This window comes from Methanocrinis sp. (genome assembly GCF_049974945.1).
Taxonomy (GTDB): Archaea; Halobacteriota; Methanosarcinia; order Methanotrichales; family Methanotrichaceae; genus Methanocrinis.
This window is the reverse complement of record NZ_JBNGCU010000040.1, coordinates 1-16,668: the sequence shown is the minus strand read 5'-3', so window position 1 is coordinate 16,668 and position 16,668 is coordinate 1. Positions and strand designations below refer to the sequence as shown.

Sequence of the window (16,668 nt, the reverse complement as noted above, 5' to 3'; positions counted from 1 at the left end):
GGGTCTCGACGATCTCCTGGAGGATGGGGCCGTTGATCCGGACGCCCTGGATCGCACCGTCCAGGTCGATGATGTGCAAGTTTGAGGAGCCCATCTCGGCCCATCGGACCGCCTGGTCCAGGGGGTCGTCGAGGCTGACCACCTCGGTGCCGGGCACACCCCCGACGAGCTGGACGCATCTTCCGCCACGAAGGTCGACGGCGGGGAAGAGATCAAAACTCATGCAGGAGCCGATGTTTTTCAGCCTTATATAACTTTGAGATGCGTCGGCGACGTTCGTGGAGATGTCAGAAGAAGAAAAACTCAAAAATAGTTGGTCCTGGCCCTCAGCTCAGCTTTTTGAGGTCCAAGACGGCGACGGCGGTCAGAAGCTGGGGGTAGGTTATCACCAGCTCGTTGTTCGTCTCGTCCTTCTCAGCGACACCCCAGTCGTAGTAGGAGGCGTCCGGATCGAGGTTGTAGTCCACCATGGCGTGGATCTCGTACTTGGTGCCTGGGTTCAGGGGCTCATTGATGGGGCTTGGTCCAAGGAATAGGAACCCCTGATAGGTTTTGACCTCGCCGGCTGCCAGGCCTTTGCAGAGGACGCCTCCCCTGGGGTCTGGCATCACCTCCTCGCCGGGGGAGAAGTATCTGAAGCCATAAGCATTGCCGTCTGTAGCCGTCCCCCAGGCCCCGACATTGAACTCACCTTCGGTGTCGGCTCCCTGATTTGATATGGTGATCTCCAGGGGCACCAGCACTTTCTCGTCGTACGGGAAGGGAGCCGCCAGAACCTCGGCGGAGTCGACCGTCAGGTCGGGAAGCTCTCTCAGCTGGGCTGCCACTTCAGGTGAGATCCTGGTATCCAGGGGCAAGGCTTTCATCTCGATCGCTTCTTTCTGAGCCCATACGGGGGCCGAACCGAGAAGTAGACATATGCCCAAAAATGCTGCCATAATTTTATACATAACCTGTCCTCCGATCTTTCGTCTCTCCAAGTCGTCCGAAACCGGCTTAAGCCCGCATTCGTCGGACAGATCATACTCTGTAATTTTTCATTTAAATCTCTGCTCATCACGTAGGTGGAAGATGGACCATATCTGAATCTGAAGCTACGAAATCAGGAGCAAAGCCAGAGAGTTCAAATGACGACATTTTGCAGAGGCCCAATCTATCTCCAGAACCGCTTCGTTCTGGCGTACTCCCGTTCCGCCTTCAGGATATCCCTGTAGAATTCGGTCTCGTCTCGTCGGAGGTTTCGCATCAGCCTCGCCGCCGTCTCGGGCCCCAGTCCCCGGCTGGCGAGGGCGACAGCGGCGGTCCTGCCGTAGGTTAGGACGAGGTTTGCGTTCCGATAAACCCGTTTCGTCCTCCGCCGATCCTCTGGGGTCTTCGACTCCTCGGGCTTTCTTACGACCTTGATCTCCTCCTCCTCCCAGGGCTTGAGGGCCGCCACCATCCGCGAGCCGCAGATGGGGCACTCGGGAACTTCGGGAACGTTCTTGACCATCCGCAGCGACTTCCATCTTTTGCAGCTGACGCAGAATAGTATAACCCTGTCGTTCATGATCCTATCTTTGAGAAGCTCGATGACCGCTCCGTCGGCCCGCTCCGGGCCGGTCACGTCTCTTCCGCCCCCTCTCCCCTCTGATCCTATGGGGCTGGGGCAGGAGGTCAGGATGGAGATCTCGCTTTTTCCCACAGACTCCAGAACCTCTTTTGCCCGATCGACGTCGAGGCGGTCGAAGAAGATCTCCCTCATCGCCTCCCGGCCGATGGGGCCGTCGATGAAGAGGCCCAGAACCCTTTTCAGGCTCACCATCTCCCGGTCCACGTCCCTCCGCAGGGCGCCGAACTTCCGGGCGACGTGGACCATCCTCCAGGTGAAGAGCGACGTGTTCTTGAGGGTCTTCTCCAGGATCGGCCCGACGTAATCGGGTTCAGTCTCCCTGAGAAGTGCGACCACCTCCTCGGACATGATCGTCTTCGGCGTCTCCAGGCCGATCCTATAGGGATCGACGTCCAGGGCGACGCTGGTTCCGAGTCTCGCCGATAGGAGAGCGGTTATGACCCTCCCCAGGGCCTCGTTGGCCCGGTGGCCGAGGCAGGCGTTCACCGTCAGGCGGGTCCCGCCCCCCTCGACGACGATGGTCCTGTGATCGGGGACGGGCAGATGCGCTGCGAGCTGGGACTTCATCATCTTGACGAAGACCCTCGCCGCCTCCGGGCTCACAGGATATTCGCCGGTCAGGAAGTCGATGGCCGCAGCCTCCTCCCCACCTGCCTCGACGTTGCCGTTCCTTTCACCGTCACCCTCCGCGGCTCCATCTCCACGACCGTCTCCTCCCTCCAGGAGCCGGGCCACAGTGGCCCTGATACGGCCCACCTCCTGGGCCACCTCCCAGGGTACGGGGATCTCCTCGCCGGACCAGGAGGGGATCTCGCCACCCCTCTGGACGGGTGCCACCCTGATCTCCTCCACCTCGTCGTCGATCTCCACGATCTCCCAGATCTCGCCCCTGGAGACGAAGATGGCACCGGGCTCGGCGAAGTTGACGACGAAGGCCTCGTCCAGGGTCCCGACGGGCTTTCTTCCGACGAGGTCGAAGACCCTGTACCTCTTCTCGTCAGGGATCATGGAGAGATTCTGGTAGTAGTACTGCCAGGACTTCCGTCTCCTCCGGAGGATGCCGCCATCGAGGGATACGAGCCAGTGGTCGGCTATCTCCCGGGCCGCCTCCTCAAGCTCGGCGAAGGCGAGGTTTCTAAAGGGAAAGGACCGGGCGACTATCTCAAAGCAGCTTAATAGGGCTATCTCGCCGAAGTCGAGGGCGAGGCCAACCAGCTGGTTTGCCAGGACATCCATCGGACTCTCGTGGGGCCTCGTCTCCTCCAGCTGGCGAGAGTTTGCCCTCCTCGCGATCGCCGCGGCCTCGGCGACGTCATCGGGACCGGTGGCGATGATCGTCCCAGACGAGACTCTTCCCATCCCGTGGCCAGCCCTTCCCACCCTCTGGACCAGCCGCGAGACCTCCCTCGGCGAGCTGTACTGGACGACGTGATCGACGTCACCGATGTCGATGCCGAGCTCCATCGACGATGTGCAGATCAGACCCCGGAGCCGACCCGCCTTGAAGGCCTCCTCGGCCTCGATCCTCGCCTCTTTGGATAGGCTCCCGTGGTGGACCCCGATCCTCTCCCCCAGGATGCGGAAGCTCGACCCCAGCACCTCGGCAGCCTGGCGGGTGTTGACGAAGACCAGGCACCTCTCCTTCCCCACCAGCCCTCTGATCATCCGGATCTGGGCCGCGAGGGTGGGATCACACTCCAGCTCTTTGGCGAGGGCATAGTCGCCGCCCTTCGGCGAGGGGGAAGCCACCCTGAACCGTGCCCTCCTCTCGACGTCCACCGAGACTATCCTGCACATCCTCTCAGGTCCCGCCAGAAACCCGGCCACCACCTCCGGCGACCCCACGGTGGCCGAGAGGCCCACCCTCTGAAACTCTCCGGCCACCTCCACCATCCTCTCCAGGACGACCGAGAGCTGAGATCCGCGCTTCGAGGCAGCCAGCTCGTGGACCTCGTCGATGACGACCGTCTTTAGAGCCCGCAGGTTCGCACGGAGCCGTTTTCCCGTCAGCATCACCTGGAGGGTCTCCGGGGTGGTGATGAGGAGGTCTGGAGGTCGCAGGGACTGGACCCGCCGTTCGGCCTGAGGGGTGTCGCCGTGGCGGACGGCGACGGATATCCCGAGCTCATCGCCCCATTTCTGGAGGCGGGAGAGCATGTCCCGATTGAGGGCCCTCAGCGGCGTGACATAGATGGCGCGGATTCCTGGACTTTGGCCGTCGTTCTTCCCTCCGCCTCGTTCTTCACCACCCCTTCCCTGGCAGTCGCTCATCTCGCCGCCTCTCTTCCCCTCTTTTTCCGACCCCCCCGACGCGGACCGGAATCTCTCCCGGAGGATCTTGTGGAATAGGGGGAGGGCTGCGGCCTCGGTCTTGCCGGTCCCGGTGGGGGCGATGAGGAGGACGTGCTCTCCGGCCAGAATACGAGGGATGGCCCTCTCCTGGGGGGGCGTCGGCTCGGCTATCCCCTTGCGGGCGAGAAGCCCCCTGATCTCGGGCCGCAGCCTGGAAAAGGCGGTCACAAATCATAAGTTCTCCAAGGGCTAATAATAGCCTCGCGTGGAGGAGTTTTTGTGCAGATGGCAGTGGTAGGAGCCGGAGAGTACGAGGAGAACAGGTGCAGCCTTGCTCGGGAGGTGGGCCGGAAGATCGCAGAGCACGGGCACGTCCTGATCACCGGAGGGCTCGGGGGGGTGATGGAGGCGGCCTCCGAGGGCGCCAAGGAGGCGGGGGGCGTCACCGTCGGCATCCTTCCGGGCGAGAAGGAGACGGCAAACCCTTTCGTCATGGTCGCCATCGGCACCGGGATGGGCCACGGGAGGAACGCCATCATCGTGCGGAGCGCCGACGCGGTGATCGCCCTACCCGGCATTTACGGCACCCTCTCTGAGATCGCTCTAGCGCTGAAGATGGATAAGTTGGTGATCGACCTCGGAGACTGGAACGTCGATGGGATGATCAAGGCCGAGAGCCCCGAGGAGGCGATGCTGCTGGCGGAGGGGAAGGCGAAGGCCGAATCATTCGAAAAGTCGAGTTCTTAGAGGACCTCCCTCTGTAGGGGGCGACGAGCTTTTCATCGTCAACCTTTTAACATTTACCCGCCAACCTCCCAGACCATGTTCAAGCACAGCTGGATTTTGGCTCTGCTTCTCGTCTTCGTCGCGGCCTTCGCCTGTGGCTGCGTCAGCGAGGATGAGGAGGCAGAAGAGGGTGCAGAGACCGAGGTATCGCATGAAGAGGGCGCTGTGAGCGGCGAGGAGGAGGGCTCCGCCCCGATGGAGGAGATGGAGGCCGAGGCCGAGGAGATGGCCGATCACGCCGAGGATGAAGGCAAAGATATGGCCGAGGCCGCTGTGGGCGAGGTCGAGCCCGAGGACGGGCACTGAAGCCGACGCCCCCAGTCCCCTAATTTTTTGTGCTTCATGACTCTACTTTCCAATTTTCCCTCGGCTGAGCCTAGTTTATAATTATGTTTTTAAGGAAGGGTCTAATCCCATATAACGAAGGACCCCAGCCAGTAGAGAGCTTGCGTTTTTCGGTGAATATATTGCTCAATCTAAGGTGGTGAATCTTGCCATCTTAGTTTCGGGATTTAATGCCCGCGCGACTCTATAAATTTTTCGGCTTATAATTAGCATAAGTATAGCCATCCAGATCATGGCTTCAATCCAGATCGAGATCCGCATCCTACAGCTCTGTATATAGAATATATTTCCAAATATTGCCTATATATGTGAAGGTAGCACAAATTCATCTATTTATTTTATTGCGAATAAATTTATACACCATTCCGCCAGGGATGGGGTCGTATGAACATCAGGTCAAAATCCATACTGGCCAGCGTTCTGATCGCGGCATTTTTTGTTGCCGCGGGGAGCGCTACAGCTCTATCGGTATCGGGGTCGACTACGGTCCTTCCCTTCGGCGCCCAGTGTGCTGAGGAGTTCAACGCCATGCAAGATGAAATCGAGGTCTCCGTAACCGGCGGCGGGTCCGGCGTCGGCATCAAGAACGTCGCCGAGGGGATCAGCGACGTCGCCATGGCCTCAAGGCCCGTGAAGGACTCCGAGAAGGAGGCCTACCCTGACCAGGAGTTCGTAGAGACCCCCGTCACCTACGACGCGGTCTGCATCGCCGTGAGCGCGGCAGTCTACGACGCCGGCGTCACCGACCTCTCCCAGGAGGAGGTCATGGCCATCTACAACGGCGAGATCACCAACTGGGAGGAGCTCGGCGGCGAGGATGAGGAGATTTACGTCCTCGGAAGAGAGGTCGGCTCGGGCACTCGAGACACCTTCAACGAGATGGTGATGGGAAGTGCTGAGGCCGAGACCCCCGGCGTCACCACCAACCACGGCAGCAACGCCGAGGTTAAGACCGCGATAACGAAAAGCGACAAGGCCATCGGCTACCTCGGCCTCAACTACGTCCAGGACGGAGATCTGGTGGCCATCGCCTACGAGGGCGAGGAGCCCTCCGCCGAGACGATAAAGGACGGCTCCTATCCCCTGGCCAGAGAGCTTTACATGGTCACCCGCGGCGAGCCCAGCGAGGACGCCTCCGCCTTCCTGGAGTTTGTGACCGGTGAGGATGGTCAGGCCATCGCCGAGGAGCTCGGCTTCGTATCGATAAACTGAGCTTGAGATGAGATAACTTCGCTCCGGGGCCTTCGGGCCCCGGGCCTCCCTCTGTCTACGGTCCGCATCTCGTCTTCTATTCTTTGTTTTCCTCGATCATCGCGGCAGAAAGATCATCTCAATCGCCAAGATGACCTCAGGCTTGGGCCGGAGAGATGCGAAGAGGCTCAAAATGACCAAAGCTGAATCCGGAGATTGGCTTGGGGAAAGATTGATATTATTTTGGAAGAGGTGTTGAAGAGATGGCTAAGCCTGAATCGGTCATGACCTGGGTAGTGGTGATCATATTCGTCACCTCTGCTGCGGTCTTCTACCTCATGGGTGGAGAGGAGCTGGTCCTCCACGGCTCCTCCGACGGCGCTGTTTCAACCATCTCGGTGGCCGGGTCCACCACCGTTCTTCCCCTGGCCGAGGCCTGTGCGGGAGAGTTCAACCAGAAGCAGAACGACGTGATCGTCACCGTCACCGGTGGCGGGACCGACGTCGGACTCAAACGGCTTGCTTCCGGCACGGCCGACATAGCCATGGCCTCAAGAAGGGTCGACGAACCAGACCTGGGCGGCCAACTGGCAGAACATCGAATCGCTCGCGACGCGATATCGATAGTTGTGAGCCCGCCCATCCGGGAGGCCGGGATCGACGATCTGAGCCGAGAGCAGCTGAGGGCTATATACTCCGGGGAGATGAAAAGCTGGAAGGAGCTCGGCGGCCCGGATCGAGAGATCATCGCCGTATCCAGATCCTCGGGCTCGGGGACGGGCGAGATCTTCAGCGAGAGGGTGGCGACACCGGGAGCTGCGGTCTACCGCGAGAGCAGCGCCGAGGTCGAGGAGTATGTAGCCGGAAGCGACAGGGCGATAGGGTATCTCGGCCTGAACCTGGCCCGGGACGAAGGCCTCGCGACGATCGCCTACGAGGGGGTCAGTCCTTCGGCGCAGACGGTGAAGGACGGGTCTTACCCGCTGGCGAGAACCCTATACATGTACACGTTGGGCCAGCCCGACGACGAGGAGAGGGCGTTTCTGGACTTCGTCACCGGAGAAGAAGGCCAGGCTATAGCCGAAGAGCTGGGTTTTGTGCCCGTATCAACTTAGCCGAGCCAAAAAATTTTGCAGGTCGCGTTTTCGACGATCCAAATTCAGCAGGCCTCCGTCCCCCAAGGACCCGGCTCCTCGAAGGTCTGGGCGAGGATCGTCCTGGTGGTGACGACGCCCTCGGTCATCCTGATCGACTCGACGAGGCTGTTGAGCGCCAAAAGGCCACCCACCCGGACCTCCAGGAAGAGGTCAAAATCCCCGAAGAGTATGTACATCTTTCTTATTCCACCAAGGCCTTTGAGGATTCGATGAATCCTCCTCTCGCTGCCCGGAACCGTCTTCACCATAATTATGCCGTCGATCATCTCCTCAACTCCTCTGAGAGATATCCCGAAATTCGACCCCCGAAGATGGCTCATCAAATCCCATCGCAGCCCGCATCTTCCTGGCAGCCCTCGCTCTCAAGGTCCGATAGAGTCCGGATTCTGCATCTTTTTCCTTCATATCTCCAAATCTCCTCAGCTCTCAAAAAGGCGGTCGAGGTGGAGCTCTTCAGAGCCCCATCGCCTCTTTCAGCAGGGTGAATATCTCGCTGTTGTCGATCAGTCCCCGGGAAAACTCGATCGCAGTGGGGCCGCTCGCGAAGAGGGGGACGTCTACGGAGGTATGAGACGCCTCCTCCAGGATCTTGAGGTCGCTGTAGGTCTCACTGGTGGGGTAGGCGCCAGAGCCGAAGTTCGGCGCCCAGCCCTCGGTGTACTCGCTGGACGCGGAGCTGAGGACCAGGCCGCCACACTCGTGATCGGCGGTGACGACCACCAGGGTGTCGGGGTTTTCGGCGGCGTAGTCGAGGGCCACCTTTACGGCATCATCGAAGGCGACGGTGTCAACGACACACCTCTTGTAGTCCCGGGCGTGGGCGGCGTGGTCGATCCTGCCACCCTCCACCATCAGGAAGAATCCGTCCTCGTCCTTGGAGAGGATCTCCACAGCCGTCTCGGTCATCTCGGCCAGGCTCGGCTCAAGAGAAGGATCTCTGTCCAGCTCGTAGGACATATGGGAGCCGGCGAAGATTCCCAGAAGCCTCTCGGTGGCGGCGGAGTCCACTGCATCAAGCTCGCTCTCATTTGTGACCACGGTCCATCCCAGGGATAGCGCCTCCTCCAGGAGGCTGCGGTTCTCGAAGGAGAACTTGCTCGCGCCGCCACCCATGGAGACCTCCATATCGCTCTCGATGCACTGCTCGGCGATCTCGTTCTCCCAGTCCCGATCGGCGGAGTGGGCGTAATAACCGGCGGGGGTGGCGTGGGTGATCCTGGTGGTGGTGACGACACCGGTGGCCTTTCCGGCCTCCTCGGCCATCTCCAGGATGGTCTTAAGTGGTAAGGCGTATGCGGTGGCTTTCTCGCGCCCCATCACTTCGCCGCGATCGCTGACGTTCGCAACGCTGATCACCCCGTTATAGGTCTTCTCGCCAGTGGCAAGGGCGGTCACCGCTGCTGCGGAGTCGGTGATCCAGCTGTTCAGGGAGTGGGTGGACATGTGTCCTGCGTACTCCATCTCGTCCATGTAGAGCCTGGTATTCTGGTAGCTGTTCAGGGTGGGCTGGTAATCGGGCAGGTCACCTCCAGCCTTCTCCCACCTCGCGGCGGTCACCTGAGCGTATCCCATGCCGTCACCGATCAGGAAGATCACGCTCTTTGCTCCGTCTTCTGCGCCGTCTTCCATATCGACTCCTCCGGCCGTCAGGGGAAGCGAAGCCGAAACTAACAATATGGCCAAAACCCATCGGTCTAAATGCATCCGTCTCATTCCGATACCTCTTTGGTCAGATCACGTGGCGAGCTTTTCTGCGCCGGTCTTTCTCATCTTCGAGAAGATCGCACCAACGCCACGGCCGACAGAAGACGACGGATTTATGTAAGTATTGCACAAATATAATAAATAGGGCAGCTTATTTCATATTCTGACCGTTTTCTATATAGATCGGGGGCGACGGCTTCAGATGATACGCCCATCTCTCGTCGACCTTGAAATCTATTCAGAAATCTGGCGACCGATCGTTCGTCCGAGAGATATCTATATAGATTATTTTCGAGAATATTCTCTATATATTAAATATGGACAAGTGGCTTATACCATGTCCAAGTCGAAAACCCTTATGGACTCTCCGAAGAAGAGAACCCTTCTGAAACGCCAGATTCGAGAGAAGGTGATCGAGTATTCGTTCTTCTTCACCGCCATCACGTCGATCCTGGTGATGGTCCTCATATTCTACTTTTTAATCCACGAGAGCCTAGCGGCCTTCGTGGAGGTGGGACCCTTCAATCTCCTCTTCGGCATGAAGTGGCACTCAGCAGGGAACATCTTCGGCATGGCTCCCATAATCGCGGGCTCTATCATGGTCACCCTCCTGGCCCTGATCATAAACATATTCGTTGGAGTTCCCCTGGCCATCTACCTGGCGGAGCTGGCCGGACCCCGGAGCCGTTCCCTCTTGAAGCCCGCCATCGAGCTTCTGGCCGGGGTCCCCTCCATCGTCTACGGCTTTCTCGGCGTTCTGGTCCTGGTGGTCTATCTGGAGAGGAGCTTTGAGATGCTGACAGGAAGGTCGATTCTGGCGGGATCGATCCTCCTGGGGATCATGTTCATCCCCGCCCTGACCACGATCTGCGAGGACGCCCTGCGGGCGGTTCCCAAGGAGTTCAAGGAGGGCTCCCTCGCCCTCGGAGCCACCCGCTGGCAGACGGTGAGAGGGGTCACCCTTCCCGCCGCCTCCTCGGGGATCATCGCCGCCGTCGTTCTCAACGTCGGAAACATAATCGGGGAGACGATGGCCGCCCTACTGGTGGTGGGGAACGTCGCACGGCTACCGTCGCCGATCTTCGACATCTTCGATCCGAGCGCCATCTTCACCTCGGTCATTGCAGGAGAGATGGGGGAGGTCCCCCACGGATCGATCCACTATCACTCCCTCTTCGCTGTGGGGTTCGTCCTCTTGATGATCGTGACCTTCCTCAACATCTCGGCGGACTTCATCAGGGCCGCGATCAAGAAGAAGTTCGGAGGGTACTGACCACCGCCCGCCCAAGCGATCTTCACTAAGTCCGTCTGACCGCCATCGGCTATATGCAAGATATATAGCGGTACCCACCCTATATAGAGAATATAGATAAGTGCTTTAAGCGATGAACGAACGCTCAGTGAGATAGCATGGATACGGATCCTCCAGAGAGACGCAAAGCCAGCCGATCTCGCAGATACGGCGACGGCTTTGTAGAGGCGGCCCTCTTCTTCGCCGCCATCACGTCCATACTGGTGATGGTCCTGATCTTTTACTTCCTCACCTACGAGAGCTTTCTCGCCTTCAGGGAGGTGGGGCCCCTCGATATGCTCTTCGGAGAGAAGTGGCATCCTGCAGGAGATATCTTCGGCATGATGCCGATCATCGTCGGCTCGGTCCTCATCACCTTAATCGCCCTGTTCATAAACATCCTGGTGGGGGTGCCCCTGGCCATATACCTCTCCGAGCTGGCGGGTCCCTGGTCACGGGAGCTATTGAAGCCCGCCATCGAGCTCTTGGCAGGGGTTCCTTCCATCGTCTACGGCTTTCTCGGCGTTCTGGTCCTGGTGGTCTATCTGGAGAGGAGCTTTGAGATGCTGACAGGAAGGTCGATTCTGGCGGGATCGATCCTCCTGGGGATCATGTTCATCCCCGCCCTGACCACGATCTGCGAGGACGCCCTGCGGGCGGTTCCCAAGGAGTTCAAGGAGGGCTCTTTCGCCCTCGGCGCCACCCACTGGCAGACGGTGAGAAGGGTCACCCTTCCGGCTGCCTCGTCGGGGATCATCGCCGCCGTGATCCTGAACGTGGGCAGGATCATCGGAGAGACGATGGCCGCTCTTCTGGTGGTGGGGAACGTCGCACGGCTGCCGACCCCCTTCTTCGACCCCTTCGACCGGGGAGCGATCTTCACCTCGGTCATCGCCGGGGAGATGGGCGAGGTGGCCCACGGATCGATCCACTACCACGCCCTCTTCGCCGTAGGGTTCGTCCTCTTGGTGATCGTCACCGTCCTCAACGTATCGGCTGACCTAGTCAGGGCTGCGATCCAGAAGAAGTTCGGAGGATACTGATATGAAGAAGATCAAGCCGGCACCCCTGGCGTCGATCGTCATCGCCCTCTTTTTGCTGACCTCCTCTCTCTACTACCTGATAATCCAGTCGGAAGAAATTCCCCTGGTCCCTTTCTGGGAGGCCGGAGTGCTGGTCTGTCTACTCCTCATATCGGCCTCCGCCCTCTCCCTGCGCCGGGTGACCTCTGACCAGAGGCCCGTCGTCTGGACGGGGGAGAGGCTTCTGCCCTTGGCCGCAGATCTGCTCTATCTCCTCACCGTATTTCTCCTCGTCTTCTCGGGCCGGGTCCAGCCCGGCCTGGAGCTTCAGATTCTGGGGCTGAGCGGCGTCTTCACCTACGATCTCGTCCTCCCTTTTCTGATCCTCCTCGGAAGCTTCCTCGCGATAAAGGACTCGATCAACCTCCTCTACGGCTACAGCACCCGGGGCCGAGAGGTTCTGGTCTTCTCCATGGTCAGGCTCTCGGCGGTCTTCACTCTCCTGCTTTTGGGAGGGATCATCTCTGTGATCCTCTTTCGGGGGATCGGAGCCATAAGCTGGGAGTTTCTGACCCAGCCCCACCTCCGGCTCGGCCAGGAGGGGGGGATCAGCACCTGCATCGAGGGGACGTTCTGGCTGGTGATGGGAGCGATGCTGATATCGGCGCCCCTGGGGATCGGAGCCGCCATCTATCTCAACGAGTACTCGAAGCACTCGGGGCTGAAGCGGATCGTCACCATAGCTGTAGGCTGTCTCAACGGCGTGCCCTCTGTCGTCTACGGCCTCTTTGGCCTCGCCTTCCTGGTGGCGACCTTCGGCCTATCTCTCCTCGCGGGATCGATAATACTGGGGCTGATGAACCTGCCCACTATAATCCTCACCAGCCAGGAGGCCTTGAAGAGCGTTCCCAACTCTCTGCGGGAGGGGAGCGTCGCCCTCGGCGCCACCAGGTGGCAGACCATCCGGAAGGTGGTGATCCCATCGGCCCTTCCCGGAGTCCTCACGGGGCTGATCATCGGCGTCGCTCGAGCCGCCGGAGAGACCGCCCCCATCATGTGGACCGCCGTCACCTTCTCCGCCACCCCCGTCCACATGTTCTACGGCGTCGTCCCCGACGTCTCCCAGCCCGTCAACAACCTCTGCTATCATCTCCTCAACCTGATATACTTCCTCGGAGCCTGGGACGTGGAGCAGAAGGCCTGGGGAACGGCCCTGGTCCTTCTGGCCTTGGTCCTCTCCATCAACATGGTGGCGATCCTGGTGCGAAACCACTACCGAAAGAAGATATCCTGGTGAGGAGCACATCCCACAACTTTTATCATTTCAGCGATCCATCTGCTCTGCATGAGACCGATCTCTCCCGACGAGATGAGAGCCGTCGACGCAAACTGCACCTATTTTGGCCTGATCCCCCTCCAGCTGATGGAGAACGCTGGGGCGGCCCTCGCCCAGGAGGCGCGAAAGAGGGCCCGAGGAAGGAAGATAGCCGTTGTCGCAGGTCGCGGCAACAACGGCGGTGACGCCTTCGTCGCCGCCCGCCACCTCGCAGACTTCGAGGTGACGGTCTTTCTTCTCGGCAGATCAAAAGAGATCTCCACCGAAGAGGCGAGGCAAAACTGGGAGATCCTGGAGCGGCTCAACCTCGACCTCCGAGAGGTCCGAGATCCGGGGGACCTGGACTCCCTCTCCAGCTACGACCTGATCCTGGACGCCGTCTTCGGGACCGGCGTCCGCGGAAGAGTCCGGGGCCTCGAGGCTGAGGCGATCGACGCCATCAACTCCTCGAAGAGGAGAGTCATCTCGGTGGACGTCCCCAGCGGCCTGGGGACCGATAAGGTCGTCGATCCCGAGGTCACCGTCACCTTTCACAGGCCCAAAGACGACACCCTCGGAGAGGTGGTGGTGGCGGGGATCGGAATACCGCCCGCCGCCGAGTTTCTGGCTGGCCCCGGCGATCTCGCCCTGGTGGCTGGCCGGGCCTCCGCCAGCCACAAGGGCCAGAACGGCAGGGTTCTCGTTATCGGGGGCGGTCCTTACAGCGGCGCTCCCGCCCTATCGGCGATGGCCGCCCTCCGGGCCGGAGCGGACCTGGTCACCGTCGCTGCCCCAGCCAACGTCGCTGGGACGATCGCCGGGTTCTCCCCGAACCTGATCGTCAGGCCCCTCTCCTGCGACCACCTCTGTCCCAACGACCTGGACCTTCTCGGCGACCTGATACCCCGCCACGACGTCGTCGTCGTCGGAATGGGCCTGGGCCGCCACCCTGAGACGAGGGAGGCCCTGGCGAAGATCGTCCCCAAATGCGAGAGGGTGGTGATGGACGCCGACGCCCTCCTCCCCGGAATCCCTCTCAAAGGGATCATAACCCCCCACGAGAGCGAGTTTCGGAGGGTCAGCTCCATCAAGGTGCCGCCGGGCCGGGTCCAGAAGGAGACATTGATGAGCTTTGCCAGGGACATGGCACTCACCATCCTCCTCAAGGGGAAGGTCGACCTGATCACCGACGGCGAGGTCGTTCGAGGCAACGCCACCGGGAACGCCGGGATGACCGTCGGCGGGACCGGGGACGTCCTGGCGGGGATCGCCGGGGCCTTCTACTCCAAGGCGCCGCCGCTGAGGGCCGCCGTCGCCGCGGCCTTCGTCAATGGGACCGCCGGCGACCTCGCCTTCGAGGAGAGGGGCTACTCCCTCCTGGCCACCGACGTCATCGAGAATATACCTCGGGCCATGTGGCAGTGAGGCCACGAGGTCACAGGGTCAAGAGGCTGTGATGTGATACTGTGAAGTCGGACCTAGATCCAGATCGTCGGGAAGATCGGGGGGGGATGGTGGAGATCACCGATAAGCCCCCCCTTGGGCGGAGGGCCGTCGCCTCGGCCGTCATCCGTCTCAAAGAGACGACTATTGAGGCTATCGGGAAGGGCGAGGTGGAGAAGGGTGATGTCCTCACCGTGGCCAGGGTGGCGGCGATCCAGGCGGTGAAGGAGACGCCGAGACAGATACCCATGTGCCACCCGATCCCCATCACCGGGGTCGAGGTGGCCTTCGAGCTTCTGCCCGACCAGATCAGGGCGACGGTTGTCGTCACCTCCGTCAGCAGGACCGGCGTCGAGATGGAGGCCCTGGCCGGGGTCTCGGCGGCCCTCCTCAACGTCTGGGATATGGTCAAGTCCCGGGAAAAGGACGAGACCGGAAACTACCCCTTGACCGCGATCGAGGAGATCCGGGTGGTGGATAAGAGGAAGGACGAAGTCTGAGCTGAGATCAAGACCTATTTTCGAGCGCCAATAGAGCGATGACAGCCGTCAGGGCAAATCCCGCAAAGACGGCTCCGGTGCAGAGATATCCCCTGCTCTGGACTTCGCGGACGAAGGTGAGGAACGCCAAAATAGTAACCAGGTAGAATCCGACGGTCAGGCTCCAGGTTTTGGAAGCTGATCCCATATCTCCCAGGGAAAATAACCTATTTACTGCCACGCCCGAAAATATGAATATAATTAAATATAAATATACCAGGCCGTCCCACCGCGATTCCAGGTGGAGGAAGAACAGCCCTAAAAATGCGGAGATGGGAAAGAATATAGATAAGACGAGATCTATTTTATCCATAAAATTGTACAAAACAACAGCTAAATTGATAAAACGGGCTTCGACCTCGGTCCGGATCTTCTGCAATCTTTTGGTCACCAAATAGGCCCACCCATATTTAATAAATAATTTAAAATTCATTTCCAGAGCGACCATGTTGACGGGGTCGAGGATAGATGGCCCTGCGGATCTGGCGAGATCGGAAGTTCCCTTCGTGGTGGGTGAGGGGCCAAATCTGCCCCTCAAGGTCAGGTTGCAGGAGGCTGGCCTTCCTCCTCCGTTCCTCCCCCAATATTCCCATAAGCAGTCTCAGCGTTTTTGTAGCTTTCTTCCGCCCCTGAGGCCAGGTTCTTGGCTTTTTCAGCAGCATCCCTCGCTCTTTTGGAGTCTTCTGCCTTTTTGGCAGCTTTAGATGCGTTATCGGCGGCATCTTTCGCTTTTTCTACCCATGTTTTGGCGTTGTCCAGAAGGACCCTCGCCTCTTTCGCGCCATCATCTTCCTTGCTTTTTGCCGATTTTGCCTTTGCCTCGGCCATTTCAGCATAACTCGTGGCATGTTCGGCGTCTATCTTTGCCTCATCGGCGAAGTCCATGGCATCGTCCACCGGAGATTTTTCTGAGCTGGACCCCGCCAGGGCGGTCTTGGCGCCGAAGTAAAACCCTATGATCACGCCCACCATCTGGAGGTACGAGGTGATGATATCATCATTTTTCACCTCAAAGCGAGCCAGGAAGAAGATCAGCATCGTGAATCCCAAGACAAAGGTGCCTGCTATGGCCCGTCTCATCTCTCCCTGATCCAAGGACCCGTCGACAGAACACCCCATATAAAGGAGGAGCAGAAAGACGATCGCCAAAATGATGATGGCGGCCCAGACGCTGCTCTCAGCCGGCATGCTGTCTGACGGTTGTGCATTTCCAGCGGGGAGGAGGACCAGACCTTTAACCAGGATCGCGGCCAAGATCAGAGTGAAGAGCACTAAAATTGATCCCAGTACCCATTTTACGGATTTGCATCCATCGCCGTCCGACGACGCTATTTCCTTCCCTTTTCCCATAAGTCCGATCTTCTTCATATCCCACGACCTCCTTATCTTTCGCTCTCAAATATCCTATTGTAAACAATAGAATTGCGGCCATCAACCTTGTTTAAACCGGTACATCCAGATCGGATATATCCAAATTAATTAAGTATATGTCACCTCCACAAATAAAATCTTTTTCTTTATGTTTCTCGAACGCGCTGACGACCTCCCCCATTTAAAAACGCCGTCAGATAATTCGATCGGCCCTTCATCGAGCCGACGGAGATCGATTTCGACCCTGCTGAAAAATAGTTGGATGGGCGAGATCGCCGCCCTACCCCAGGCCGTACTCGGAAAGCCTCTCCCTGGCGGCCTCCCTCTCCCGCTGGTGCTCGGTCAGAAACTGGCTGATCCTCTCGGCAGCCTCCTTCTTGCAGGTCCCGCAGACCCTCTCGCCGCTCCTGCATCCATCGAAGATCTCCTGAAGCTCAGCCTCGTCCTCAGAGAGGTGGAAGAGCATCAGCTCGTAGACGGTGCACTTATCGGGCTCGCCACCGAGCTTCTTCTGCTCGGCCAGGCTCTGCCTTCCGCCGGTCACTGCCCTCATCACCTTCTTTTTCGCCTCCTCGGGGTCCTCGGTGAGGGCGATGTGGC

General features: G+C 59.4%; 16 protein-coding genes and 1 pseudogene. 9 read left to right on the top strand and 8 right to left on the bottom strand.

Annotation, left to right across the window (positions count from 1 at the left end; all coding sequences use genetic code 11):
* From ACP5EL_RS05525 to ACP5EL_RS05515, 3 genes are all read right to left on the bottom strand, one after another.
* A partial coding sequence (locus tag ACP5EL_RS05525; protein ID WP_428401488.1) for a HisA/HisF-related TIM barrel protein occupies positions 1 to 223 on the bottom strand: 223 nt, incomplete at its 3' end.
* A 103-nt stretch (positions 224 to 326) separates the two neighbouring features.
* The gene (locus tag ACP5EL_RS05520; RefSeq protein ID WP_428401487.1) at positions 327 to 866 is read right to left on the bottom strand and encodes a hypothetical protein; all 540 of its coding nucleotides are present in this window, start codon (positions 864 to 866) and stop codon (positions 327 to 329) included.
* Positions 867 to 1,153: 287 nt separating this feature from the next.
* Entirely contained in the window at positions 1,154 to 4,132 is a 2,979-nt protein-coding gene (locus ACP5EL_RS05515) for a DEAD/DEAH box helicase (RefSeq protein ID WP_428401486.1), read from the bottom strand.
* Positions 4,133 to 4,183: 51 nt separating this feature from the next.
* On the opposite strand from ACP5EL_RS05515, the gene ACP5EL_RS05510 reads away from it, so the two are divergent.
* The 4 genes from ACP5EL_RS05510 to ACP5EL_RS05495 all read left to right on the top strand — a co-directional run bounded on the left by ACP5EL_RS05510 (position 4,184) and on the right by ACP5EL_RS05495 (position 7,341).
* Positions 4,184 to 4,651 (top strand): TIGR00725 family protein, encoded by a 468-nt coding sequence (locus ACP5EL_RS05510; protein WP_428401485.1) that lies wholly within the window; start codon positions 4,184 to 4,186, stop codon positions 4,649 to 4,651.
* A 75-nt stretch (positions 4,652 to 4,726) separates the two neighbouring features.
* Positions 4,727 to 4,996, top strand: a complete 270-nt coding sequence (locus ACP5EL_RS05505) for a hypothetical protein (RefSeq protein WP_428401484.1) — start codon at positions 4,727 to 4,729, stop codon at positions 4,994 to 4,996.
* Positions 4,997 to 5,419: 423 nt separating this feature from the next.
* Positions 5,420 to 6,247 carry a phosphate ABC transporter substrate-binding protein gene (locus ACP5EL_RS05500; protein ID WP_428401483.1) on the top strand — a complete coding sequence of 276 codons (828 nt, stop codon included), beginning with the start codon at positions 5,420 to 5,422 and terminating at the stop codon, positions 6,245 to 6,247.
* Positions 6,248 to 6,489: 242 nt separating this feature from the next.
* Entirely contained in the window at positions 6,490 to 7,341 is an 852-nt protein-coding gene (locus ACP5EL_RS05495) for a phosphate ABC transporter substrate-binding protein (RefSeq protein WP_428401482.1), read from the top strand.
* 44 nt (positions 7,342 to 7,385) lie between these two features.
* Here the strand turns inward: ACP5EL_RS05495 and ACP5EL_RS05490 are convergent, their stop codons facing one another.
* Positions 7,386 to 7,649, bottom strand: coding sequence for an Lrp/AsnC ligand binding domain-containing protein (locus ACP5EL_RS05490; protein WP_428401481.1), 264 nt, complete (start codon positions 7,647 to 7,649; stop codon positions 7,386 to 7,388).
* 187 nt (positions 7,650 to 7,836) lie between these two features.
* A complete protein-coding gene (locus tag ACP5EL_RS05485) occupies positions 7,837 to 9,012 on the bottom strand; it encodes an alkaline phosphatase (RefSeq protein ID WP_428401480.1) in 1,176 nt (391 codons plus the stop codon).
* Positions 9,013 to 9,424: 412 nt separating this feature from the next.
* Here ACP5EL_RS05485 and pstC (ACP5EL_RS05480) point away from each other — a divergent pair, with 412 nt between their 5' ends.
* The 5 genes from pstC (ACP5EL_RS05480) (at position 9,425) to moaC (ending at position 14,658) form a co-directional block, all read left to right on the top strand.
* The gene (pstC, locus tag ACP5EL_RS05480) at positions 9,425 to 10,360 is read left to right on the top strand and encodes a phosphate ABC transporter permease subunit PstC (RefSeq protein WP_428401479.1); all 936 of its coding nucleotides are present in this window, start codon (positions 9,425 to 9,427) and stop codon (positions 10,358 to 10,360) included.
* 137 nt (positions 10,361 to 10,497) lie between these two features.
* Positions 10,498 to 11,421, top strand: a complete 924-nt coding sequence (pstC, locus tag ACP5EL_RS05475) for a phosphate ABC transporter permease subunit PstC (RefSeq protein WP_428401478.1) — start codon at positions 10,498 to 10,500, stop codon at positions 11,419 to 11,421.
* Position 11,422: 1 nt separating this feature from the next.
* On the top strand, positions 11,423 to 12,697 hold the full coding sequence (gene pstA, locus ACP5EL_RS05470) for a phosphate ABC transporter permease PstA (protein WP_428401477.1): 1,275 nt from the start codon (positions 11,423 to 11,425) through the stop codon (positions 12,695 to 12,697).
* Between the two features lie 48 nt (positions 12,698 to 12,745).
* Positions 12,746 to 14,140, top strand: coding sequence for an NAD(P)H-hydrate dehydratase (locus ACP5EL_RS05465; RefSeq protein WP_428401476.1), 1,395 nt, complete (start codon positions 12,746 to 12,748; stop codon positions 14,138 to 14,140).
* Between the two features lie 41 nt (positions 14,141 to 14,181).
* The gene (gene moaC, locus ACP5EL_RS05460) at positions 14,182 to 14,658 is read left to right on the top strand and encodes a cyclic pyranopterin monophosphate synthase MoaC (protein WP_428401475.1); all 477 of its coding nucleotides are present in this window, start codon (positions 14,182 to 14,184) and stop codon (positions 14,656 to 14,658) included.
* A gap of 7 nt (positions 14,659 to 14,665) precedes the next feature.
* Here the strand turns inward: moaC and ACP5EL_RS05455 are convergent, their stop codons facing one another.
* The 3 genes and pseudogenes from ACP5EL_RS05455 to ACP5EL_RS05445 all read right to left on the bottom strand — a co-directional run.
* Positions 14,666 to 15,088 (bottom strand): hypothetical protein, encoded by a 423-nt coding sequence (locus tag ACP5EL_RS05455; RefSeq protein ID WP_428401474.1) that lies wholly within the window; start codon positions 15,086 to 15,088, stop codon positions 14,666 to 14,668.
* Between the two features lie 149 nt (positions 15,089 to 15,237).
* Entirely contained in the window at positions 15,238 to 16,065 is an 828-nt protein-coding gene (locus ACP5EL_RS05450) for a hypothetical protein (RefSeq protein ID WP_428401473.1), read from the bottom strand.
* 283 nt (positions 16,066 to 16,348) lie between these two features.
* Positions 16,349 to 16,668 (bottom strand): annotated as a pseudogene (locus ACP5EL_RS05445) (tryptophan--tRNA ligase); the annotation flags it as partial.

Coding starts and splice junctions, on each gene's coding strand:
- pstC (WP_428401478.1), top strand. CDS start 10,498: ATGGATACGGATCCTCCAGAGAGACGCAAAGCCAGCCGATCTCGCAGA.
- pstC (WP_428401479.1), top strand. CDS start 9,425: ATGTCCAAGTCGAAAACCCTTATGGACTCTCCGAAGAAGAGAACCCTT.
- pstA (WP_428401477.1), top strand. CDS start 11,423: ATGAAGAAGATCAAGCCGGCACCCCTGGCGTCGATCGTCATCGCCCTC.
- ACP5EL_RS05500 (WP_428401483.1), top strand. CDS start 5,420: ATGAACATCAGGTCAAAATCCATACTGGCCAGCGTTCTGATCGCGGCA.
- ACP5EL_RS05495 (WP_428401482.1), top strand. CDS start 6,490: ATGGCTAAGCCTGAATCGGTCATGACCTGGGTAGTGGTGATCATATTC.
- ACP5EL_RS05465 (WP_428401476.1), top strand. CDS start 12,746: ATGAGACCGATCTCTCCCGACGAGATGAGAGCCGTCGACGCAAACTGC.
- ACP5EL_RS05490 (WP_428401481.1), bottom strand. CDS start 7,649: ATGATCGACGGCATAATTATGGTGAAGACGGTTCCGGGCAGCGAGAGG.
- ACP5EL_RS05505 (WP_428401484.1), top strand. CDS start 4,727: ATGTTCAAGCACAGCTGGATTTTGGCTCTGCTTCTCGTCTTCGTCGCG.
- ACP5EL_RS05520 (WP_428401487.1), bottom strand. CDS start 866: ATGAAAGCCTTGCCCCTGGATACCAGGATCTCACCTGAAGTGGCAGCC.
- ACP5EL_RS05450 (WP_428401473.1), bottom strand. CDS start 16,065: ATGAAGAAGATCGGACTTATGGGAAAAGGGAAGGAAATAGCGTCGTCG.
- ACP5EL_RS05485 (WP_428401480.1), bottom strand. CDS start 9,012: ATGGAAGACGGCGCAGAAGACGGAGCAAAGAGCGTGATCTTCCTGATC.